The sequence below is a fragment of the Paenibacillus sp. BAC0078 genome (assembly GCF_054483875.1).
The window spans coordinates 74667-96421 of sequence record NZ_JBTLRW010000013.1 but is presented as its reverse complement, the minus strand read 5'-3'; the positions used below and the strand labels follow the sequence as shown (position 1 = coordinate 96421).

Genomic DNA, 21755 nt, shown 5'->3' with positions numbered 1-21755 from the left:
AGGGATGCTCCATTGGCCAAAATGTGAACCGTTTGGCTTCTGGAGCATCCCTTTTGGCGTTATTCTGTTGCAGCGTTCTTTGCCAGCTCCTTGCGCACAATAGGTGCAACCTTGGTGCCGAGCAGCTCGATGGCACGCAGAACTTCGCGGTGCGGCATGGTGCCGACGTTGACATGCAGGAAGAAGCGCGTAACGCCGAGGTTCTTGCGGAGCAGGAGGATCTTCTCGGCAACATATTCGGCATCGCCAACATAGAGGGCGCCGCGCAGGCTGCGCGCATCGTCATAGGTTGCGCGGTTATAGGTTTGCCCCCAGCCCCGCTCACGTCCGATGACATTCATCTGGGCCTGGGTGGAAGGGTAGAACAAGGCGGCAGCCTGTTCTGTGGTTTCACCGACAAAGCCATGCGAATGTGTGGCAATCTGCAGCTTGTCGGGGTTATGTCCGGCCTTTGCCGCAGCATCCTTGTAGAGCTTGACCAGCGGCGCGAAGCGCTCCGGCATGCCGCCGATGATGGCGAAGGCAATCGGAAGGCCAAGCATGCCTGCCCGGATTGCGGATTCGGGATTGCCGCCGCTGGCAATCCATACTGGCAGCGGGTCCTGGACTGCGCGCGGATAGACCGGAAGGTTATCAATGGCCGGGCGATGGCCGCCGCGCCAGGTTACTTTTTCCGAGGCCCTGATTTTCAGCAGCAGCTCAAGCTTCTCTTCGAACAATTCATCATAGTCGTCGAGACTGTAGCCGAAGAGGGGGAAGGACTCGATGAATGAACCCCGGCCTGCCATAATTTCCGCCCGGCCGTTCGACAGCCCGTCCAGCGTTGCGAAATTCTGATATACACGCACCGGATCATCTGAAGACAGCACGGAAACGGCGCTCGTGAGCCTGATCTTCTTCGTCATGGCCGCGGCAGCGGCAAGCACCACAGCGGGAGCGCTGCCCGCATAATCGGCACGGTGATGTTCCCCGATTCCATATACATCCAAGCCGACCTGATCGGCTAATACAATCTCCTCCACCGCCTCGCGCAGTCTTTCTGCGTGGCTGATCACCTTACCGGTTACCGGGTCCGGCGTAGTTTCCAGGAATGTGCTGATGCCTATTTCCATACTGTTTTCCATTTCGGCCATTTCAATCCGCCTCCTTTTTTCGTAATTTCATCTTACTATACTTTTTAATGTTTCTCAACTTTCGTAAGTAAGTTTTTTGTTGCACAATGGATAGTATATATGAAGCTGAACCTAAAAATGCCCGCCACTCCCAAAAGGCGGAGCGGCAGGCGGATGCAGTAGTGCGGGTTTACAGCTTTCTTTTGCTGACGGCGAGTTGAATGATCATGATTACCAGAACGAGCAGTGCAATGAGCTGGTCTGTACTCATGGGTGTCCGGGCCTCCATTCCTGTTAAGGATGGCTCTGTCGGACGGCATCTCCTCTCCAAGAAGCTGCTTCGTTCCCCTTATACAAACTATGAGCTGATGTAGAGAAATAGTACTTCATATCGTGAAAAGTTATGCTAATGAATTTCCATGCAGAATACGTATTGATTATTACAGTTTGCTGTTATAGTATATAACATTGGTTTCTATGAGAATTTAGGAGGATGCAGAGCGGTGGTCATTGTTGCCTGCCTTATCTTTATTGTCACCTTGTTTTTTGTCATTTGGCAGCCGCGCAATTTATCAATTGGCTGGTCAGCTTGCGGCGGAGCGGCGCTTGCGCTGGCGGCCGGGGTGGTAAGCTTCAGAGATGTTTTCGACGTTACGCTGATCGTGTGGAATGCTACTTTGGCTTTTATAGCCATCATCCTAATCTCGCTGATCCTCGATAAAATCGGGTTCTTTGAGTGGGCGGCACTGCACATGGCAGCGGCGGCCCGGGGCAACGGAACACGGATGTTCGTCTATGTCATCATTCTGGGTGCGGTTGTTGCAGCGTTTTTTGCCAATGACGGGGCTGCGCTGATTCTGACACCGATTGTTCTGGCTATGGTGCGGGCGCTGAATTTTGATGAGAAAAAGGTCTTCCCGTTCATTATCGCCGGCGGATTCATTGCGGATACTACTTCGCTGCCGCTGATTGTCAGTAATCTGGTCAATATCGTCTCCGTCGATTTCTTCGGCATTACCTTCATGCAATATGCAGGACGTATGCTGCTGCCGACGCTGTTCTCGCTGGGGGCGAGTATTCTGGTCTTATATCTTTTCTTCCGCAAAAGCATTCCCAAGTACTATGACGTCTCGAGTTTGAAGAATCCGGTAGAGGCGCTGAAGGATGAGCGGATGTTCCGGCTGTCGTGGGGAGTACTGGCACTGCTGCTGGCAGGCTATTTCGTGAGCGAATTTCTGGATATTCCCGTCTCAGTGGTCGCTGGATTCATTGCGCTATGCTTCTTGCTGCTGGCGAGCAAAAGCCCTGCAGTCAAGACGATGGAAGTGGTCAAAGGAGCGCCGTGGGCTATTGTATTTTTCTCAATCGGCATGTATGTCGTAGTCTATGGACTGCGAAATGCGGGTCTCACGGATGAACTGGCTGAACTGATCAATGCTGCGGCCCGGCATGGACTGTTTGCGGCAACGATGGGGATGGGCTTCCTTGCTGCTGTGATCTCTTCGGTGATGAACAATTTGCCGACGGTGCTGATCGGTGCGCTCGCGATTGATACGGCTCATGCCACAGGACTGATCAAGGAGGCACTCATCTACGCCAATGTGATCGGCTCTGACCTGGGACCGAAGATTACGCCCATCGGCTCACTGGCTACCCTGCTGTGGCTGCATGTTCTATCCTCCAAGGGTGTGAAGATATCCTGGGGAACCTACTTCAAGACGGGGATTGTATTGACGATACCAACGTTGTTCATTACATTGCTCGGGTTGTATTTGACGCTGAAGTTCACTTAAGCTAACAAAAAGGGATGGTGCGGGCCGCTTGGCCTGCACCATCCCTTTTTTTTGATGAATAGGTTTCTTGCAATCCATCATGCATTCATCTGCTGCACCGCCTAATCCTTCCCTTTCGTGCCGCCGTATCCGGGGTAGGTGACTACCGGCCATTTTACCTTGCGCAGTGCGTCAATCAGCTCAGGCCCTACGTTCAGGTTGCTGCTGACAAGCGCCTCTGGCGTGAGTGCCATCCATTGATTCAGCGAGACGTCGGCGAAGCGGTCGCTCTTGAACATTTCCAGGAACCACAGTGTTTCCGTCCCGGTATTTTGGATATAATGCCCGAAGGCAAAAGGAACATAGCCGACATCCCCAGCTCTGTAATTGAAGGTGCGGGCCGCTCCGTTGCCGCCGAAGACGGTCATGCGGCCTTGGCCGGTCAAGTAATACTGCCATTCGTCATTGTTCGGATGCCAGTGCAGCTCGCGCATCGCGCCTGGCTCAATCTCGACCAGCGCAGCGGCGATGGTCTTGGAGATAGGGAAATTGGAGGAATCGACAATTCTCACGCTGCCGCCCGGAGTCTTCAGCGGAGGCTGGGCCAAGAGCTGATGCTTGAAGCTGAGCGGAATGTCACCGAAGGGGGACTGTACTTTTTGACTCTGCAAGGAGCCCGGAACCTGGTCCTGGTAGATGTAGACCTGATCCTTCGGGATACAGTCAAACGCGGAAGGCGGTATACCGAAATTGGCTGACAGCACCTCCTTCGGCGTATGGGCGAACCAGTCGGAAATAGACAGCGTGTTCAGATCGGAGAAGCTGCCGTCGTCGAACACAAGCAGAAATTCGCAGCCTTCCTCAAGCCCTTGAATGGAGTGGGGGATGCCCGGAGGGAAATACCACAGATCGCCTGGGCCTACGTCGGCAATGAAGTTCCGTCCATTCTGGTCTACCGCCGTAATCCGTGCGCTTCCGATCAGCATGTAGGACCACTCGGCCTGCTGATGCCAATGCAGCTCCCGCACACCGCCTGGGGTGAGGCTCATATTGACTCCGGCGAGTGTGGTGGCTACAGGCAGCTCTCTTACGGTAATCTCTCTGGACCAGCCGCCGTGATTTAGCTGCATGTGGGTGTCGGAGAAGGAAAATCTCAGATTGGGAATTAATCCGTTATCCGTTACGGGAGGGACGAACATATCCGGGTTCTCCCGGTCCCGCATCACATCGCGGGGGCCGAGGTCCACATTGCCGGTGCCGTCGCTTCGTATCGGCTGGGGGACCGGAAGTGGACCGGGGGAATCAGACTTGCTGGCAGTCATGGCAAAGACTCCTTTCAGGATACTCAATACTTCATGGAAATATATGCGAAATTCTGCCGCATATGATTGACAAACCCGGGTAAATGACCAGAATAGAAGTTGGCAGTGTCCCGCGAAATTTGAAGCCGAAATTATAGGGAGAAGGTATACGGAAATGGCAAAATTCACTCATTCAGCCCTCCGCATAAGCAGAATAAGGGCTGTAATCGTTGGTTTGCTGGTTATTGTATGGATTGCAGGAAGCAGCGTATTCATGCCCGCGGGTGCATTTGCAGCGGCAGGGGATCGTGGAGAACAGCGGCTGCCGCTGCTGCTTAACGACAGCTACGTGCTGTTCCCGGGCAAACAGGCCCCTTATATGAAGGAAGGGAGATTGCTCATGCCGATCCGGGCATTCTCGGATATGCTCGGAGCACAGCTAACTTATGATTCTGCCGACAGAAGCCTTACATTCTCTTATATGGGGCAGGCTGTGCGCGGAATTAAGGACGGACGGATGAACGCCATATTCAGCGGGAATATTGAAGCGTCGCTGGGTGTCGCACCAGAGCTGAAGAATGGTGTGCTGTTTGTTCCCATGAGCTCGGTTCTGAAGGATTCGAAATCTATCCGCTGGGAGAACATGTCGAACCGGATTAATAAAGTAAGCGGGGTAATCTGGGGGAGACAGGGTGTGACCTTGCCACAGACGCAGCCGTTTCTGCTGCTTGCTCCATTTGTGTATACACCGGAGATGATAGATGGAACGTATAATCCGTTATTTCCTACTGGGCTATCGCAGGTTCAGGTTGCTAATGGAGGCTACCGTCTGACCTTGGACACGCTGAATTCCTCTCCATTCCTGTTAGATAAAGACAAGGTGGAGCTTGAATTCGTCACTGTTGACAACAAAGGCAAGAGCGCGCGCCAGAGTCTTGCAGGTCCCGCAGCACGGCTGGCCAAGGGTGGCAGAGCATCATTTTCAATTGAAGTGCCCGCAGAAGCGGAGTATGTAATTTTCCGCTCGCAGATGGCAAGCACGAAGCAGAAGTAAGGATACTTTAACGATAATCAGAGAGCAGGGTACACACATATGACAGATCGCGGACAAGAACGCTACCGCTTCAGTGAAGCGCCGATTTGGGAGCTGCAGCGCAAATATTATGAAGAGCTGGGCATGCAAGCCTGGAAAAACGACCAGGTTCCGCAATATATTACGAGCAACCCGATGATTGGAACCGCCTATGCGGAGATGATCTTCGGTTTTTTACAGGACCGTGCAAGTCTGGGACAGACCACGGAACGGGTCATCATTCTGGAGCTGGGGGCAGGGGTAGGCCGGCTTGCGTTCCATGTGCTGCATCAACTGAGCAAATTAATTGAATACGCGGGGCTTGCGCTGCCCCCGTTCACCTATGTAATGAGCGATTTGCCCTGGAAAAATATCACCGGCTGGCAGCAGCATCCCGGACTGAAGCCTTTTGTGGAGCGCGGCATCCTTGATTTCGCGCGTTTCGATGCAGTCGCGGATACAGAGCTGCACCTGACGGAGAGCGGTACGGTGATTGCACCGGGTAAGCTGGCGCAGCCGCTGATGGTGATTGCCAACTACTTTTTTGACAGTATTCCGCAGGAGCTGCTCTATGTGGATGAGGGCAAAATTTATGAATGCGAGGTATCGCTGCGCTACCCGGAGCAAATGGAAGAAATGGGCACTTCCGAGGTGCTCAGGGATCTGATTCCCGAGTATCACTACCGCCGGGCGGCTGGCTATGAAGAGGAAGCGTACCCGTACCGCGAGGTTATCGCCTTCTACCAGGAGAAGCTGGAGGATTCGCATGTGCTGTTCCCGGCCGCTGCGCTGGGATGCATGGATCGGCTGAACGCACTGTCCGGAGCGGGCTTCCTGCTGCTGACCGCCGACAAGGGTGACCACCGGCTGGAGAACTGGGAATTTGTCGAGCCCCCTAAGCTGATTCATCACGGAAGCATTTCGCTCACAGCGAATTATCATGCGATGGTGTGCCATTTTGAGCAGAAGGGCGCTTTATCCTCATTTACTGAGCATCATTACAAGAACCTGAACGTCGGCTGTATCTATATGCTGGAGGAGCCGCTGCGCCATGTACAGACCCGCTTGGCCTACCACAGATTTATTGAGCGCTTCGGACCGGATGATTTCTTCAGCATGAAGCTGTGGATCGACCAGAACTACGACAGCAGTGGAATACAGCAAATTCTGGCGTTCTGGCGGCTGGGCGGCTACGATGCCGAACTGTTCATCCAGAGCGCGGAACGCATCTCCAGTCTGCTGGAGGACGCCACCGACGAGGAGATTCTCGATTTGAAGCTGGGGATCGACCGGATGTGGGCAGGGTTCTATCCGATGCCGCAGCGGTATGATCTGGCCCTCGACAGCGGATTGCTGCTGTTCGAAATGGGGCTATATGAGGAAGCGCAACACTACCTTACGCAATCGCTGAGGGAGACGGAGGACGAGCCTGTGGTCACGGTGCTCTACTGCCTGGCGATTTGCAGCTATGAGCTTGAGGATCTGGAGGCAGCGCGGGAGTATACGCGCCGGGCGCTGGTGCTTGAGCCGGAGCATGAGGAGGCGCTGGATTTGCTGGCTGCGCTCAGTGGAGACTGATACGGGCTTTACAGCACCGCTGATTTTTTGTAAAATACAAGCAATTATAACGAAACGCGATGACGAGAAGAGTAGATATATCCATTCTTTCACAGAGAGCCCCGGATGCTGAAAAGGGGCAAAGAACGGTATGTTGAACCAAGTCTCTGAGTGGCGCACCCGGAACCAGACAGAAGCTGGGGATAGTGCGACAGGAGCTCCTGTTACAGAGCTAGAGTATAAGCCTTGCCTGCCCGGCAATGCCGTACTTGATGAGATTAATATGGCGACATATTAATAAACCTGGGGTGGTACCGCGAGAATCTCGTCCCCAAGACCATAAGTCTTGGAGGTGGGGTTCTTTTTTGCATTGATCAAAGGTTCAGCGCGGTCATCACATACACACAGGAGGGTTCACACATGAATAACAGCACAGAAGCCGCAGCAGCGGAGAATTATATGGATAAACTGATCAGGGAAGATATAGAGGCTGGAGTCTACAGCAGGGAGATCTGCACCAGATTTCCGCCGGAACCGAACGGGTATCTGCATATTGGCAGCGCATTTGCCATTCATACCAATTACGGGATTGCGCAAAAATATGGCGGCACCTTCCATCTGCGTTTTGATGATACAAATCCGCTCAAAGAGGATATGGAATATGTGAAGGCCATCACCGAGGACATCGAATGGCTAGGCTGCAGCCCGGGGGAGCATATTTATTACGGCTCGGACTACTCGGAGCAAATCTACAACAGCGCGCTGGCCTTAATCCGCAAAGACAAAGCCTATGTCTGCGATTTATCACCGGAAGAGGTGACTGCCTACAGAGGCACACTGACAGAACCGGGCAAGGACAGTCCTTACCGTGAACGCTCCGTAGAGGAGAATCTGCAATTATTCGAGGGGATGAGAAAAGGGGCCTATCCCACCGGTTCCCGGGTGCTGCGGGCCAAAATCAACATGGCCTCCCCGAACATCAATCTGCGGGACCCGGTGCTGTACAGAATTATCCATGCGGAGCATTACCGCACAGGGGATGCCTGGTGCATCTATCCGATGTACGATTTTGCCCATCCGATTCAGGATGCCATTGAAGGGATTACCCATTCTTTATGCTCGCTGGAATTCAAGGACCATCGGCCGCTGTATGATTGGGTGCTGGAGGAGCTCGGCATAGAGGAAGCGCCTAGGCAGAGAGAATTCGGACGGGTCAATCTGACGGGGGTGGTCACCAGCAAGCGGTATCTGAGAGAGTTGGTTGCGGGGAATTATGTGGACGGCTGGGATGATCCGCGGCTGCCCACGCTTCGTGGTCTGCGGAGACGGGGCTTCACCCCGGAGAGCATCAGGAGCTTTGTCCGGGAGATCGGCATGGTCAGAAGCCAGACGATGGTGGACTTTTCCATGCTGGAACACAGCTTGAGGCAGGATCTAAAAGCCAGTGTGCCAAGTATAATGGCGGTGCTCGACCCGCTGAAGGTTGTCATCACCAATTATGAAACCGCAGCGACGGAATGGCTGACGCTTGCCAATAATAGCGAAAATGCGGGGCTGGGCGTGAGAGAAGTGCCTTTCTCCGGCGTTGTCTACATTGAGCGCGAGGATTTCATGGAGGAGCCGTCGCCGGGCTTCCGGCGGCTAATCCCAGGCGGTGAGGTGCGGCTGAAGGGAGCGTATATCATTAAATGCAATGAAGTTATCAAGGATGCAGTAACTGGTGAGATCAGCGAACTGCGCTGCACCTATGACCCTCTGACGAAAAGCGGCAGCGGCTCTAGCGAACGGAAGGTCAAAGGTACCCTGCACTGGGTCTCAGCCAGTCACGGCATAGCGGCGGAGGTGTATCTGTATGAGAAGCTGCTGAAGGACAATGACGGTCCCAAGGCGGAAGGCGAAACCTGGGAGGAGTATATTAATCCCGATTCCATGAAGCTGATGAAGCATTGCCTGCTGGAGCCTTTTGCAGCTTCCGCCAAGCCTGAAGATAAATTTCAATTTATGCGCCAAGGCTACTTCTGTGCGGACAACAAGTTGTCAAGCAGGGAGCGCTTGGTGTTCAACCGTATCGTTCCGCTGAAGGACACCTGGAAGGGCAAAAAATAAAATTTTCTCATGAAATGAACTTGAAAAAAGCTTAAAGGGGAAGTAACTTAATGCTCAACATAGTTTCTTCACATTCCCTCCCTATAATGAAGCTCAGAACCCTGAATTCTGAAGGAGGCAAAGTGATGAACTGGTCCTGGTTAATTGCACTGGTCTGTCCGCTGATGATGATCTTTATGATGTTTGGCATGCGCGGAGGACATGGACATGGGCATGGCGGGCATTCGCGGCGGGAGCCGAAGATAGAAGAGCTGCAGAAGGAGCTCAATGAGCTCAAAGCGCAAAATGAAAAAATGCAGGCGGATATTCACAGCATTACTTCTTAACGGCATGAAGGAATTAGGCACGAACCAGCATCGGGCGAGCCGTCGGGGAATGACCCTGAAGCTCGTCTGTTTGTTTTGAAATAAGCATCTGAACATAGGCCTCACTTTGTGGGGCTTTTTTTCATATGAATAAGAAAGCCCACAAAAGTCTATACGTGATTGCATTTTCTGCAATAGAATGCCCATGAGGCAACGATATTTTGCATTCTGCTGTATTTCGTGCAATGGATTTCCGGCATTTCTGTTCAAAATGAGCTTTTAGCGGAAATCTGCTGCACAAAGTACAACAGGTCCTGTTTGTTAATTGATTTATAGCCAATCTGTTGTAGAGAGTGCAGCAGATTGCGGCTCGCTCCAGGAATAACCACGGAATGGCAAGCATCCACACTAGGTTCCAGAGTGCCAAGTATTTGTTTGCGCAAACCCATTTACATTTTTCAATAAGCGGATTATAATAAAATTAAATTAAAGTTGCACCAGGGAAACTTTCGTGTATATAGACAACTTTTCCGGGCAAGAGGAGGGATTGAAATGATGGAGCAAACTGTAGCAGCAGAAGCAACTCCAATGGTTCATAGCCGTAAAAACAGAATTTCAGCGCAAGATGTGCTAAATGGGGATGTAAAGGGACTCAAGAGGCTCCTTCCTTTCCTGGGCCCGGCTTTTATCGCTTCCGTAGCGTATTTGGACCCGGGGAATTTCGCCACTAATATTACAGCAGGCTCGAAGTACGGGTATTTGCTGTTATGGGTTATATTCGGGTCAAATCTCATGGCTGTGCTTATCCAGTCGTTGTCCGCCAAGCTTGGCATTGCCACCGGCAAAAATCTGCCGGAAGTGGCGCGGGAGAGATTCCCGAAGGGTGTATCCATTTTCTTGTGGATTCAGAGTGAGCTGGTCATTATCGCCACTGATTTGGCGGAATTTATCGGAGCAGCCCTCGGCTTGTATTTATTGTTCGGCATTCCGATGCTGCCAGCCGCACTGATTACCGCAGTCGGTTCGTTCGCCATTCTGGAGCTGCAGCGGCGCGGCTACCGTACACTGGAGGCGGGAATCGCCGCGATGGTGATGATGGTCGTGCTGGCCTTTACGTTCCAGGTCATTATGGCGAAGCCGGATGGCGGGGCTGTTGTTGCCGGAATCTTCACTCCGCAGTTCCAGGGTGTGGACAGCATCCTTCTCGCTGCAGGTATACTCGGCGCAACTGTGATGCCACATGCGATTTATCTGCATTCCTCGCTGACACAGAGCCGTGTCGTCGGGATTGATGATCAGGAGAAGAAGCAGATTTTCAAGCTGGAATTCATTGATATTCTTATTGCAATGCTGATTGCCGGTGCGGTCAATATGGCGATGGTAGTGGTGTCTGCCGCGTTATTTTTCAAAAATGGGCTGGTGGTGGAGGATCTGGATGTTGCCTTTCAGCAGTTCAGTCATCTGGCAGGACCGGTTACAGCAATTTCCTTCGGTCTGGGTCTACTGATCGCCGGACTCTCCAGCTCGTCGGTAGGGACAATGGCCGGTGATGTGGTCATGCAGGGCTTCATTAATAAAAGAATCAATCTCTACCTGCGGCGGGCGATTACAATTATTCCTCCGCTGGCGATTATCGCCTTTGGCATTAATGCTACAAGCGCACTGGTGATGAGTCAGGTAGTGCTCTCGTTCGGGATCGCTTTTGCCCTGATACCGCTGGTGATCTTCACCAGCAACCGTAAGATTATGAACGGGCTGGTCAACCGCCGGATCACTACAATTCTGGGCTGGATCATCTCGGCGCTGGTCGTATCGCTGAATCTGTTCCTCGTCGCGGAGTTGTTCATCTAAAAGCAAATAACGGGACCCTCCTGAGTAGGAAGGCCCCGTTATTTATTATCAAGTTACTGCTTCACGATATCCTGTACGGCTTTGTCGAGCTTTTCCAGAAGCTGGTCACGGTTTACTTGGCCGCCGAGATACTCCTGCATCGCAGCGCCGAAGCCCTGAGTTACGCCGTCAGGGAACATATCCCAGTTCCAGCCGAGCGCGTTAGCGGATTTCTCCTGTACGGCAACCGCGACCTGACCGATATCTGCGGCGTCAGTTTGAATATTGGTTTCAGCCGGGATGAACTTGAATTCTTTGGTCAAATATTTTTTGCCGGTTTCAGAGCTTACCAGCCAGTTGAGGAATGCTTTGGCTTCTTCAGGATGCGCGGATTTGCTGTTCACAATATAGTTGTTAGGCACACCTACGAGAATCGTTCCTTCTTGGTCGTTGATTGGAAGCGGAAGGAGGCCGAGATTCATCGCCGGATCAATTTTGTCGATATCGCCTTGCGTCCAGTTGCCCTGCATCATCATGGCCGCTTTGCCGGAGGCAAATTCAGCAACCTGAGTAGCGTAGTCGGTAGTCATTTTATTATCCTGGGCGTTGTCGAAAATAACATCTACCAGGTCAAGCCATTGCTTGAATACGGCATTGCCTTTGATGGTTTCTGTACCGGCTTTGACATCTTCGATGAATTTCTTCGGATCGGGCTGGTGAGCCAGACCTACGTTAACCAAGTGAATTCCCATCGACCACCATTCATTGGTAGCTTCAAACGGGGTGATGCCTGCGGACTTCAGTTTGGCTACTGCGTCTTTCAGCTGTGGAAGTGTTTTCGGCTCTTCGGTAATGCCTGCTTTCTTGAACAGGTCTTTGTTATAGATAAGCCCGTAGCCTTCAACGTTCATTGGCATGCCGTATAGCTTACCGTCTACTGTTGCCGGAGCTTTGGCGGTTGGAAGCAGGTTAGCCGCCCAAGGCTCACTGGATAGATCTGTGGCACGATCCATATAAGGAACCAGGGCAGTATAGCCGCCATTATTGAAAATTTCCGGTTCAGCGCCAGAAGCGAGCTCGGCCTTAAGCAACGCACCGTAATCTTCACCGCCGCCGTGGGTTTCCACTTCTACCTTAACGCCGGTTTCTTTCTCATATTCTTCGGCCAGCGCGTTCAGCTGCTCGGCAATTTCAACCTTGAACTGGAACATTTTAATCGTTACATTCTTGGCCGGGGCTGTGGTAGCTTCGGGTGACGCTGCTCCGGCATCCGGCGAATTGGTAGCGTTTCCACCTGCGGCGGAATTATTGTTGCCGCTATTGCCGCAACCTGCGATAATAAGTGTGCAAACGATTGCGATAATAAAAGCAAGCTTTCTTTTCATAGTATAACCTCCCTGGTCTAGTGGTTCCTACACCTTGATCGTAATGCAAATGCCAATGGACTTACACTTAATATTTTGCTCGAAAAAGTGGATATTGTTGCAAAGGGCTTATCCCTTAATGGAGCCGGCGGTGACACCTTCAACAATATAACGCTGCAGCGACAGGAAAAACAAGAGAATCGGCGTAATCGCCATGACCAGGCCTGCCAGGGCAAGGTCCCACTTCTTGGTGTACTGTCCGAAGAACTTGGTGACCGCCACAGGCAATGTGGTCAGATCCTTGTTCCCTCCAATAACAAGCACCGGCAGCAGGTAATCGTTCCAAATCCACAGCGTGTTCAGAATAATGACGGTGACGATGATCGGCATCAGCAGCGGGAAGACGATGCGGAAGAAAACCCCGTACGGACTAGATCCGTCGACCCGGGCCGCCTCCTCCAGCTCTATGGGAACCGTCTTGATAAAGCCGTGGAACAGGAACACCGACAGCGGCATCCCGAAGCCGAGATAGCAGGCCACAATGCCGTACAGCTCTCCGCGTATTTCCAGTAAGCTGGTGACCCGGACCAATTGCAGCATCAGGGACTGGAACGGAATGATCATTGCAGAGACGAGCATCAGGAACACAAAGGAATTGAAGCGCGACGGTTTTCTGACGATCTGATACGCCGCCATTGAGCTGAACAGCACGATTAGGATCACACTTAGAAGAGTGATTTGCAGGGAGTTCCAGAACGCCTGCGGGAAGTTGATCGCATCCCACACCTTGGAGTAATTATCCCAGTGGAATACCTGCGGGAAGGATGCGGCATCAATAAGAATATCCTTTAGCCCCTTGACGGAATTGCTCAGCACCAGGTAGAACGGGGACAGGAACACTAGAGCCAAGAGAATGGCGGCGATTTCCAAAATAAAATTGTTAAGCCGGTATCTGCTGCTGTGCATTATGCCGACACCTCTTTTCGTTTAGTAAGCCAGACCTGTGTGACGGTAATCAGCGAGACGGCGAAGAAGAAGAGCAGCGCTTTGGCAGTGCCGAGTCCGTACCGGTTGTTGACCAGCGCTTCCGAATAAATGTTGTAGGCCAGCGACTGGGTCGAGGTTCCCGGTCCGCCTTTGGTCAGCGACAGGTTGAGATCGAACATTTTGAAGGCATTGGAGGTTGTCAGGAACAGGCAGATGGTGATAGCCGGCATAATCAGCGGGACATAGACGCTTTTGAACAACTGCGGAGCGCGTGCACCGTCGATCTGGGCAGCTTCGATCAGGTCCTTCGGAATCCCGGCCAGCGAGGCAATATAAATGACCATCATATAACCGGCGGTCTGCCATACGAACACGATAACGAGTCCCCAGAATCCGGTGTTCGGCGTACCCAGCCAAGGAAGCTGAAAGAAGGAAAGCCCGGTAATTTCGCCGATGGTGGAGAAGCCTTTGGTGAAAATAAACTGCCAGATGTAGCCGAGCAGAATTCCGCCGATCACATTGGGCATGAAGAAAATTGTGCGCAGCGCCTTCTTGGTCTTAAGCGACGTCATGAGCAGGAAGGCGAGCAGGAGTGCCAGGACATTCGCGGCAATCACGGATACCACGGTAAAACGCAGGGTAAAGACCAGCGATTCCCAGAACTTATCGTCATTTGTGAAAATCCGTTTCCAGTTGGCTGCGCCGGTCCAGACTGCTTTGTCCAGATCCAGCCCGTTCCAGTTGGTGGAGGAATAATAAAAGCCGAGAACGAAGGGAATGACCACAATGGTCAGGAAGAAGAGCAGACTGGGCCAGAGGAAAATGATTTGCTGTCCCCAGCCTTTTTGCAGGCGCAGAGCTTTTCTCATATGGAGTCTCCTTTGTATAGTTAATCTAGCGGTTCACACCTTCATTATAGAAAGGCCCGCGAAGCACCAACACTCAATTTGATGATGATAAAAGTGGATTATATTGCAGCGCTTTGATCGCACAATGTTCAGCGGATGCTTCCGAAGCGAGTTTTGCTGCAAAGGGTTTTCGAAGAAGCAGATTTTCCGCAAAACTTTAGGAGGAACAACGCATGTTCAGAAACAGCATCCGAACCCGGCTGATGGCGCTTGTGCTGTTGGCCTCGGTTATTCCGTCGGCCATTTCAGTCACGTTCTCATACCTCTATACGAAGCAATCGGTCACCGAGCAGTCCGTGAAGCAGAACACGAAGCTGTTGACGCTTGGGGAAGCCAATCTCAGCAGCTATTTCAGCGGAATGAACCAGCGGGCCATGTCGCTGTACAGCGGAATCAATGTTCCAAGCTCCTTCTATACAACCCTGCTTACCGCCAAAAGCCAGGATCATGCCCCTGCCGGCACAACCGTTCCGGATAACCGGGCCATTATCTCCACCCAGCTATACAACCTGTTCCTCTCGGACAAAAACACCTTCCAAATCCATCTGTATGTCCGGGCGGCTGGGCAGTCCAACCTGCTGCTGGGAGGATATTTCCGCAGGGAGGTGAACAGCAGCTACGCCCTGACGGAGCACCCGGAAGGGACGTACCGCCCTTTTATCGAGGTGACCCATATGGACCATCAATACGGGGTGAAGTCCGGGTTCCCGAATTTGAAGCCGGGAAGCGAGCCGGTATTTACGGCCCATTTTCCCATCTACCGTACACCAAGCTCCGATGTTCTGGCTGATCTGTCCATTGATTACCGCCTTACGGAGCTGGAGGGAATCGTCAAATCCATGTACAATTCGGATACGGAACGTCTCTATGTGCTGAATGAGCAGGGACAAGCGCTGTTTGCCTCTGATCCGGACTGGATCGGCAAGCCGGTAGTGGCAGGCTGGAGCCGGCTTCCTGGGGATCAGGACAGCGGCCATTTTATCTGGAAGAAGGATGGCTTCAAAGGGATTGTAATGTACCGGCACATCGCCGACCCGTTGTTCAAGGGCAGCATTATCAAGCTGGTTCCCTATGAGGATCTGTATGGGGATGCGAGAATCATCACCCGCTTCAATACCGGAATCGGCGTGTTATTCCTGCTGCTGGGCGGAATCAGCGCGGTCCTCATTTCCATTGGCTTCACCAGACCGATCAAGAAGCTGATCTCCTTCACCCAGAAGGTGCAGATCGGCCAGCTTGATGCCCATATGGACGTCGAGCGGGAGGATGAATTCGGCCTGCTGACCCGCAAAATCACCGGCATGACCCGGACGATCAACGACCTGATCCTCAAGGAATACCGTCTGGAGCTGGCGAACAAGACCAACCAGCTCAAGGCGCTGCAGGCCCAGGTCAATCCGCATTTTCTGTACAATGCCTTGCAGTCTATCGCCAGCCTGTCCTTGCGCTACAACGCGCCGAAGGTGTATGATCTCATCTATTCGCTAGGCAGCATGATGCGTTATTCGATGAATACGGAGCGGACGCAGGTACAGCTCCGCGACGAAATCGAGCATGTGCAGAATTATCTTATCCTCCAGACGGAGCGGTTTGGTGAAGAGAATCTTCGCCTAGTTGTCGATGCTGAAGAGGAGGCGCTGGAGGTGGTGGTGCCCAAGATGATCCTTCAGCCCATAGTGGAGAATATCTTCAAGCACGGCTTCGCGGACGGCATCCGCGAGGGGATGATCTTCATTGGCTGCGCACTGGACAAGCAGGGAAGGTTAATATTAGCAGTCAAGGACAACGGCAAGGGGATAGAGCCTGAACGGCTGGCCGAAATCACGGCCGGACTTGACAGCAGCGGCAGAACGGAGCATGAGGAGATCGGGCTGTACAATGTGCTGGCCCGGCTCCGCCTGCAGATGAGCAGCGAAGCGCAACTGGTGCTGCGGGATAATGAGGATGGAGGCTTAACAGTTACACTCATTATTCCGCTGGACGGCGATTACTAACACAAAGGAGCGGCAGGCAATGAAGGTGCTGATTGTAGACGATGAGAAGCATGTGCGGGAGGCGATCCGCTATTTTGTTCCGTGGGAGAAGCATAATATTACCGGCATTTACGAAGCGACCAACGGGCAGGAAGCGATGCAGATTATGCAGGAGCAGCAGCCGGCCATTGTGTTCACGGATATGCGGATGCCGCTCATGGACGGAGCGGAGCTGCTGGAATGGCTGCACAGCCATTATCCGAATACGAAAACTATCGTGATCAGCGGCTATCAGGATTTCAATTACGTCAAGCCGGCAATCGTATACGGCGGTACGGATTATTTGCTGAAGCCCTTGAACAGCAAGCAGTTGATCGCCGCCGCCGAGCATGCCTTCAAGCTGTGGCTGGAGGAGGAAGAGGAGCGGCAGCAGGCGCACCGCCAGAACATGCGGCTGAACGAGCTGCGTCCCCTTTACTGGGATAAGGTGCTTTCGGACTTGGTAGCCGGACAGGCATCCTTTCAGGAGCTGAGATCATCGTTGTGTGCGGAGCTGGGGATGCCGGAGACGGCGGCAGAATGCAGAATAGCCGTCCTCACGCTTCAAGGGGCTGACTGCCGGCTGCTGCAGAGATTTCATGGCGATGTGGGACTGACCTCTTTCGTGCTGGCCAATGTCTGCAACGAGGTGCTCTCACAGAAGAAGAGCGGCTTTGCCTTCCGCAGCTGGCAGACCGGGGTCGATCTGGTAATCCTGTTCTGGACAGCCGCTGCGGAAGCTGACGAAGAAGTGCGCCGTATCAATGACTCCATTGGGCAGACCTATGGTGTGCAGTTAGATATCGGGCTTAGCCGGGTGAATGCTTTTCCAGACGGGCTGCAAACGGCCTTCCGGCAGGCACGGCAAGGTCTGAACGAGCGGAATCTGCTCCAGCGGGAGGGGCGTATTCACCTCTATCGGGAGCATCTGCATAATAGTATGCCTGAACAAGACTACGCACCGGAGCCGCTGCTTGACAAGCTCGGAATAGCTGTCCTTTCCGGCGATGTGGAGAAGATGGAACGGGTGGTGGACGAGTGGGCTGAGCAGCTCGGCAAGCTGATCTTACTTACCGAGAGCAGCTTGCTGCGGCTTCAGGAAGAGATTGCTTCGGTGCTGAAGCGCTGGCGGCCGGAAGAGGAGATCTCACTTGAGCTTTGCTATGACAGTGAGGGGCTGTTCTCCGTGGCGAATTGGCGGGGGCAGCTCAAGGCGCTGCTGCAGCGCTTGTCTAAAGGAAATGCCCAGTCGCCGGACAGCCGGCTTGTTCTCGAAATCAGGGAGTATCTCAATCAGAATTATGCGCAGGATATGACGCTTCAGCATATAGCCGAGCGCTTTTTTATCAGCAGGGAGAATGTCTCGCGGAAATTCAAGCAGATTACGGGGGAGAACCTGTCCGATTATTTAGCCGGCCTGAGGATAGATAAAGCCAAAACGCTGCTGCAAAATACAAATCTGCGGCTGTCGCAAATTTCGGAGCTGGTCGGCTATGAGGATGAGAAATATTTCAGCCGTGTCTTCAAGAAATCCACCGGACAGACGCCGCGTGAATTCCGTAAGCAGGAAGAGAAGTCATAACGGACAGCCATGCCGCTCTTTCGCGGCACTTCAGACGATGAAGTTTCATAGAAGGGCCCCCAGTTTGGCTTTGCCAAATTCGAGGCTTCCATAACAATGTCCTCTGTTTGGACATCGTTATTTCAGGATACATTTCCCTTAATTTTTCCTCGAATTCATTTCAGTTTTCCCCGGCGTTCGACCGATATAATGGTATAGGTATTTGTACATATATTCATTCAGGGGATTCGGGAGGACAGGGTATGGAAAGGTATTTAGGCAAAAAAGTGAAAAATGACTTGATCAATTCCTATGGAGTAACGGTCATCCCTGCAAATAGCATTCTGAATGAAGAACATCTGGAGCTCATTCGTAAGCAGAAAATTGATATTCTTGACATTATCTTTGTAAATGAGGATGGGCAAGGGCCTTCCTGCCGGGAGATGGTCTATAATGCAGTGAACCTGTCGAAGGAGTTATTTGAGTCCGTCCGGATTTCACGCAAGGTTCCGCTCGCGGATATCCGCAAGGACGTGGTGCCCGCTGTTCAGGAAATAGCCCGCAATCCGGATATCTTTGCCTTGTTCCATGCGATTCAGGGGAAGGACGACTATACCTATCAGCACAATATCGGTGTGGGTGTATTGTCCACGCTTATCGGCAGATGGATGAATATGGGCGAGGCCGAGCTGTCGGTGCTGTCGCTAGCCGCAACCCTTCACGATATCGGCAAGCTGAAGATTCCTTCCGAGCTGCTCAATAAGCCGGGCAAGCTGACCGCGCAAGAATACGAATTGGTCAAAAAGCATACCATCCTGGGCTACGAAATGCTGAAGGAGACCACAGGCGCGAACGCTCATATTACCCTGACGGCGCTCCAGCACCATGAACGAAATGACGGCAGAGGATACCCGCTGGGTCTGAAAGACGAGCAAATTGATGCCTACAGCAAAATTGTTGCCGTGGCTGATATTTTTCATGCGATGTCCTCCAAACGTCCTTATCATGATCCGGTGCCCTTCCATATCATTGTCGATCAGATGAGAAGGGGAAGCTTTGGTGCGCTTGATCCGCAGATTGTCTCGGTATTTCTGGAGAATATTGTGAAGCGGACCGTAGGCCGTGAGGTCATTCTGACCGATGGGCGGGTAGGGGAAATTGTTTATTTGAACCCCCACGATATTGAAACCCCTTTAGTTAAGATTGATGAAGAGTATATTGACCTCAGCAAGCTGAATACGATTAAGATTAAAGAGATCAGCATCGAATAGATTACCCCTGAATTTATTAAAATCATCCGCCAGCCCCTCCGGGGGCTGTATTTCTGCCCGTTTGTGCGCTTCCTCAAGCAATATTCCGCTCTGTGTCACCGCTACCGAAAATACACCTCTGTTCTGATATCGTAAACCTCTGTATAATTATTACATATTAGGGAAACCGACAAAGGAGTGCCGACGTGATCAGACCGAAATTATTTATTGGCTCCTCCAGAGAATCCATCCGCTATGCACGGGCGGTTCATGAGCAATTGAAGCGGGAAGCCCAGGTGAATCCGTGGTATGCGAGTGCGTTTCGGGCAAACGAATATACGATGGAGGCGCTGGAGCGGAACCTGGATGAGAGCGATTTTGCCGTATTCATCTTCTCGCCTGATGATGTAGCCAGAATCCGGGGGAAATATTATTATGTCACCCGTGATAACACCCAGTTTGAAATGGGGCTGTTCTGGTCGAGACTGCGGCGCAGCCGGGTCTTCTGCCTGCTGCCGGATCAGTTGCCAGCCCGCAGCGATCTTATTCCCGGAGAGAACATCGAAGAATATCATCTGCTCTCCGATTTATCTGGTCTTACACCTCTGGAATACGAATGGCAGCATGACAATCCGGTGGCTGCCGTCGATGTCAGCTGCGGCAAGATTATCGACAGCATTCAGGAGCATGGAGGCTTCAGTGATCCGCTGAAGGAGCTGGAGAAGCTGAAGCATGAGCTTAGGCGGAAAGAAAGTATCCTTCATTTCTTTTGGCAATATAATAGTAATGTGACCACTCCTGAAGAGGGGGAGAATTACCAGGCGCTAAGCGAAGCGATTCGCAATTCCTTTATGCCTCCTAAGCAATGCCGCGTAATCGGTGCTGCGATGTGGCAGGCACGCGAGGCAGAAGGTCTGGTGCAGGTTGGCGGAAATGTGGGACGCGGGCATGTTTATCCTCTTTCATTGACTGAAGAGAAGGGGATGCGTCCGGGAGTGATGGAAGCTTTTTTGACTAAGGAATGGACCTTTTTTCAGCGTACGGAAGTTGCGGAGGTATACATCCTATGCTATCCTTTAGGTGAAAAGCATGTCCTTTCTGTACATTTTTCGGGGAGCGACGGATTGTCGGCGGATGATCTTACCGAGGTCGTGTCGTACAACCGGGATTTGTTCCGTACCGTCAATCATTTAGTGGGAGGGGACTAACACTATGAAGAATATGAAGAGCGCAGTAAGTGTATCCAGTGCGGTCCGCCGAACCGCAAACGGCAGCGGCAGCAGTGAGGGCAGTAAGAGCCGCGCGAAGCGCAAGGCAGGGGCCGGAAGGCCGACCAAGCTATCTCCATCATCCATCAACGTATACATTGCGCCTTCACTGGAAGGCGGAGACGACGAATACAAGAAGCTTATCAGCGGCAAGGTCGACAACAACAAGCCTTCGTTTGCTTAGCTGAACAAAGGGTCCCCGGTTTTCCGGGGACCCCTTTTTTTTGTATAGGTAACTATGATTTTCGCTCTTGTAGATAAGATGTGTATAAAGTTGGGGATAAGCTGCTATTGGTCCCAATTTCCGTAGGACAAATGTGTTCCGCTTTGCGTAAGGGGCTTGGAGGTTATGGTTGGTTTGCTTGGGAATAACGGCAGAGATGCCGTTATTGAGTCCGCGCAGAGTGGTTTGTTCCTGCAGTACAAAGTATATAACTTGAACTTAAAAAAATCACAATAAGGTAGGAGTGCGGAGGGGAAGTTGGAACTGTAGGAGCGAACGCGTCCGCCTGAGAGCTTTCCGTAGGAAAGCTGGCCGTATGATTAGGCTGTCTGCGGATTTCCACCGTGTAGAGCGGTATAAATCAAGAAATCTGCAGGCGGGCAGCGGCCGGAAGTCCAAACATTCACCGGAGTTACGACCAGACCCTAAAGGTCAACGGTAATGCAGCCGCCAATCTTTCTTTACCTTCTGTAGTTACTGCAATGGCTCTCGTCTGCGGGAGTCTGCTCACCCAATGGCGCTCCAGCAGAAGCTGAAGGAGGGCAGCTCCCAGCGCACCCCCAAGATGGTAGCGTCTTTCGCTCCAGTCCAGGCATTTGGGGGCAAAGGCACGCCGGCATCGTCTAACCTTGTCCAGCTCTATTCCGAGTCTGACCAAGGCAAGCTCACCTGCGGCTGTAACGGAGAAGCCGTTTGCTTCCTCAGCGATAATCCCCTCAAGCAGCAAAGCCTCTGTGAACTGCACCCCGAATTCCCCGGCCAGATGGTCGTAGCAGGTTCTGGCTTGGCGCATAGCCTGATCCTGGACGGAGCCGCGAAGCGAGTTAACCTTTACCGGGGGAGAGATAGATAATAATAGCTCTACCACTTGGGCGATTTCCGGACTGGCGATGCCATAATAGCGGTGTCTTCCTTGGGTATGAACGGTGACTACTCCGCTTTCGGCCATTTTGCCAAGATGGAAGCTCGCGGTTTGCGGTTTGATTCCGGCCGCAGAAGCCAGTGCTGTGGCAGGATGGAACCCGCCGTCCATCAATGCGGTCATCATGCTTGCCCGCGATGGCTCGCTGATCAGGGAGGCCACCCGGGCGACGGCTGGATTTGTATGCATCGTTTATCCTCCTTCT

General features: G+C 52.4%; 18 protein-coding genes and 1 other annotated feature. Of the genes, 12 read left to right on the top strand and 6 right to left on the bottom strand.

Going from position 1 to position 21755, the window contains the following annotated elements; translation table 11 throughout:
• Nucleotides 1-59 precede the first annotated feature (59 nt).
• On the bottom strand, nucleotides 60-1133 hold the full coding sequence (locus ACX1DY_RS21945) for an LLM class flavin-dependent oxidoreductase (protein WP_458966334.1): 1074 nt from the start codon (nucleotides 1131-1133) through the stop codon (nucleotides 60-62).
• A gap of 206 nt (nucleotides 1134-1339) precedes the next feature.
• On the opposite strand from ACX1DY_RS21945, the gene ACX1DY_RS21940 reads away from it, so the two are divergent.
• Nucleotides 1340-1486: a hypothetical protein gene (locus ACX1DY_RS21940; protein ID WP_458966333.1), complete on the top strand. Its 147-nt coding sequence runs from the start codon at nucleotides 1340-1342 to the stop codon at nucleotides 1484-1486.
• Nucleotides 1487-1615: 129 nt separating this feature from the next.
• Nucleotides 1616-2905, top strand: coding sequence for an arsenic transporter (locus ACX1DY_RS21935; RefSeq protein ID WP_458966332.1), 1290 nt, complete (start codon nucleotides 1616-1618; stop codon nucleotides 2903-2905).
• A gap of 101 nt (nucleotides 2906-3006) precedes the next feature.
• On the opposite strand, the gene ACX1DY_RS21930 is transcribed toward ACX1DY_RS21935, so the two are convergent.
• Nucleotides 3007-4206, bottom strand: a complete 1200-nt coding sequence (locus ACX1DY_RS21930; RefSeq protein WP_458966331.1) for an oxalate decarboxylase family bicupin — start codon at nucleotides 4204-4206, stop codon at nucleotides 3007-3009.
• 154 nt (nucleotides 4207-4360) lie between these two features.
• Between ACX1DY_RS21930 and ACX1DY_RS21925 the strand changes: the two genes are divergently transcribed.
• The 5 genes from ACX1DY_RS21925 to ACX1DY_RS21905 all read left to right on the top strand — a co-directional run bounded on the left by ACX1DY_RS21925 (nucleotide 4361) and on the right by ACX1DY_RS21905 (nucleotide 11076).
• A complete protein-coding gene (locus tag ACX1DY_RS21925) occupies nucleotides 4361-5239 on the top strand; it encodes a stalk domain-containing protein (RefSeq protein WP_458966330.1) in 879 nt (292 codons plus the stop codon).
• Between the two features lie 39 nt (nucleotides 5240-5278).
• Nucleotides 5279-6835 (top strand): tetratricopeptide repeat protein, encoded by a 1557-nt coding sequence (locus tag ACX1DY_RS21920; protein WP_458966329.1) that lies wholly within the window; start codon nucleotides 5279-5281, stop codon nucleotides 6833-6835.
• A gap of 50 nt (nucleotides 6836-6885) precedes the next feature.
• Nucleotides 6886-7150: a binding site (T-box leader), on the top strand.
• Nucleotides 7151-7234: 84 nt separating this feature from the next.
• The gene (locus ACX1DY_RS21915) at nucleotides 7235-8920 is read left to right on the top strand and encodes a glutamine--tRNA ligase/YqeY domain fusion protein (RefSeq protein WP_458966328.1); all 1686 of its coding nucleotides are present in this window, start codon (nucleotides 7235-7237) and stop codon (nucleotides 8918-8920) included.
• A 125-nt stretch (nucleotides 8921-9045) separates the two neighbouring features.
• Nucleotides 9046-9246 (top strand): DUF2933 domain-containing protein, encoded by a 201-nt coding sequence (locus tag ACX1DY_RS21910; RefSeq protein WP_458966327.1) that lies wholly within the window; start codon nucleotides 9046-9048, stop codon nucleotides 9244-9246.
• Between the two features lie 567 nt (nucleotides 9247-9813).
• Nucleotides 9814-11076 (top strand): Nramp family divalent metal transporter, encoded by a 1263-nt coding sequence (locus ACX1DY_RS21905; protein ID WP_458966378.1) that lies wholly within the window; start codon nucleotides 9814-9816, stop codon nucleotides 11074-11076.
• 53 nt (nucleotides 11077-11129) lie between these two features.
• On the opposite strand, the gene ACX1DY_RS21900 is transcribed toward ACX1DY_RS21905, so the two are convergent.
• The 3 genes from ACX1DY_RS21900 to ACX1DY_RS21890 form a co-directional block, all read right to left on the bottom strand.
• Nucleotides 11130-12440 (bottom strand): ABC transporter substrate-binding protein, encoded by a 1311-nt coding sequence (locus tag ACX1DY_RS21900; protein WP_458966326.1) that lies wholly within the window; start codon nucleotides 12438-12440, stop codon nucleotides 11130-11132.
• Nucleotides 12441-12548: 108 nt separating this feature from the next.
• Entirely contained in the window at nucleotides 12549-13385 is an 837-nt protein-coding gene (locus ACX1DY_RS21895) for a carbohydrate ABC transporter permease (protein ID WP_458966325.1), read from the bottom strand.
• Entirely contained in the window at nucleotides 13385-14275 is an 891-nt protein-coding gene (locus tag ACX1DY_RS21890; protein WP_458966324.1) for a carbohydrate ABC transporter permease, read from the bottom strand. The genes ACX1DY_RS21895 and ACX1DY_RS21890 overlap by 1 nt, the downstream gene beginning before the upstream one ends.
• A gap of 212 nt (nucleotides 14276-14487) precedes the next feature.
• Here ACX1DY_RS21890 and ACX1DY_RS21885 point away from each other — a divergent pair, with 212 nt between their 5' ends.
• The 5 genes from ACX1DY_RS21885 (at nucleotide 14488) to ACX1DY_RS21865 (ending at nucleotide 20589) form a co-directional block, all read left to right on the top strand.
• Nucleotides 14488-16308, top strand: coding sequence for a sensor histidine kinase (locus ACX1DY_RS21885; RefSeq protein ID WP_458966323.1), 1821 nt, complete (start codon nucleotides 14488-14490; stop codon nucleotides 16306-16308).
• Between the two features lie 19 nt (nucleotides 16309-16327).
• Nucleotides 16328-17908 (top strand): response regulator, encoded by a 1581-nt coding sequence (locus ACX1DY_RS21880; RefSeq protein ID WP_458966322.1) that lies wholly within the window; start codon nucleotides 16328-16330, stop codon nucleotides 17906-17908.
• A 242-nt stretch (nucleotides 17909-18150) separates the two neighbouring features.
• Entirely contained in the window at nucleotides 18151-19158 is a 1008-nt protein-coding gene (locus ACX1DY_RS21875) for an HD-GYP domain-containing protein (RefSeq protein ID WP_458966321.1), read from the top strand.
• 185 nt (nucleotides 19159-19343) lie between these two features.
• The gene (locus tag ACX1DY_RS21870; protein ID WP_458966320.1) at nucleotides 19344-20345 is read left to right on the top strand and encodes a TIR domain-containing protein; all 1002 of its coding nucleotides are present in this window, start codon (nucleotides 19344-19346) and stop codon (nucleotides 20343-20345) included.
• A 4-nt stretch (nucleotides 20346-20349) separates the two neighbouring features.
• The gene (locus ACX1DY_RS21865) at nucleotides 20350-20589 is read left to right on the top strand and encodes a hypothetical protein (RefSeq protein ID WP_458966319.1); all 240 of its coding nucleotides are present in this window, start codon (nucleotides 20350-20352) and stop codon (nucleotides 20587-20589) included.
• A gap of 451 nt (nucleotides 20590-21040) precedes the next feature.
• On the opposite strand, the gene ACX1DY_RS21860 is transcribed toward ACX1DY_RS21865, so the two are convergent.
• Nucleotides 21041-21739, bottom strand: coding sequence for an ArsR/SmtB family transcription factor (locus ACX1DY_RS21860; RefSeq protein ID WP_458966318.1), 699 nt, complete (start codon nucleotides 21737-21739; stop codon nucleotides 21041-21043).
• Between the last annotated feature and the right edge of the window lie 16 nt (nucleotides 21740-21755).

Coding starts and splice junctions, on each gene's coding strand:
- ACX1DY_RS21945 (WP_458966334.1), bottom strand. CDS start 1,133: ATGGCCGAAATGGAAAACAGTATGGAAATAGGCATCAGCACATTCCTG.
- ACX1DY_RS21940 (WP_458966333.1), top strand. CDS start 1,340: ATGATTACCAGAACGAGCAGTGCAATGAGCTGGTCTGTACTCATGGGT.
- ACX1DY_RS21930 (WP_458966331.1), bottom strand. CDS start 4,206: ATGACTGCCAGCAAGTCTGATTCCCCCGGTCCACTTCCGGTCCCCCAG.
- ACX1DY_RS21925 (WP_458966330.1), top strand. CDS start 4,361: ATGGCAAAATTCACTCATTCAGCCCTCCGCATAAGCAGAATAAGGGCT.
- ACX1DY_RS21920 (WP_458966329.1), top strand. CDS start 5,279: ATGACAGATCGCGGACAAGAACGCTACCGCTTCAGTGAAGCGCCGATT.
- ACX1DY_RS21915 (WP_458966328.1), top strand. CDS start 7,235: ATGAATAACAGCACAGAAGCCGCAGCAGCGGAGAATTATATGGATAAA.
- ACX1DY_RS21910 (WP_458966327.1), top strand. CDS start 9,046: ATGAACTGGTCCTGGTTAATTGCACTGGTCTGTCCGCTGATGATGATC.
- ACX1DY_RS21905 (WP_458966378.1), top strand. CDS start 9,814: ATGGTTCATAGCCGTAAAAACAGAATTTCAGCGCAAGATGTGCTAAAT.
- ACX1DY_RS21900 (WP_458966326.1), bottom strand. CDS start 12,440: ATGAAAAGAAAGCTTGCTTTTATTATCGCAATCGTTTGCACACTTATT.
- ACX1DY_RS21895 (WP_458966325.1), bottom strand. CDS start 13,385: ATGCACAGCAGCAGATACCGGCTTAACAATTTTATTTTGGAAATCGCC.
- ACX1DY_RS21890 (WP_458966324.1), bottom strand. CDS start 14,275: ATGAGAAAAGCTCTGCGCCTGCAAAAAGGCTGGGGACAGCAAATCATT.
- ACX1DY_RS21885 (WP_458966323.1), top strand. CDS start 14,488: ATGTTCAGAAACAGCATCCGAACCCGGCTGATGGCGCTTGTGCTGTTG.
- ACX1DY_RS21880 (WP_458966322.1), top strand. CDS start 16,328: ATGAAGGTGCTGATTGTAGACGATGAGAAGCATGTGCGGGAGGCGATC.
- ACX1DY_RS21875 (WP_458966321.1), top strand. CDS start 18,151: ATGGAAAGGTATTTAGGCAAAAAAGTGAAAAATGACTTGATCAATTCC.
- ACX1DY_RS21865 (WP_458966319.1), top strand. CDS start 20,350: ATGAAGAATATGAAGAGCGCAGTAAGTGTATCCAGTGCGGTCCGCCGA.
- ACX1DY_RS21860 (WP_458966318.1), bottom strand. CDS start 21,739: ATGCATACAAATCCAGCCGTCGCCCGGGTGGCCTCCCTGATCAGCGAG.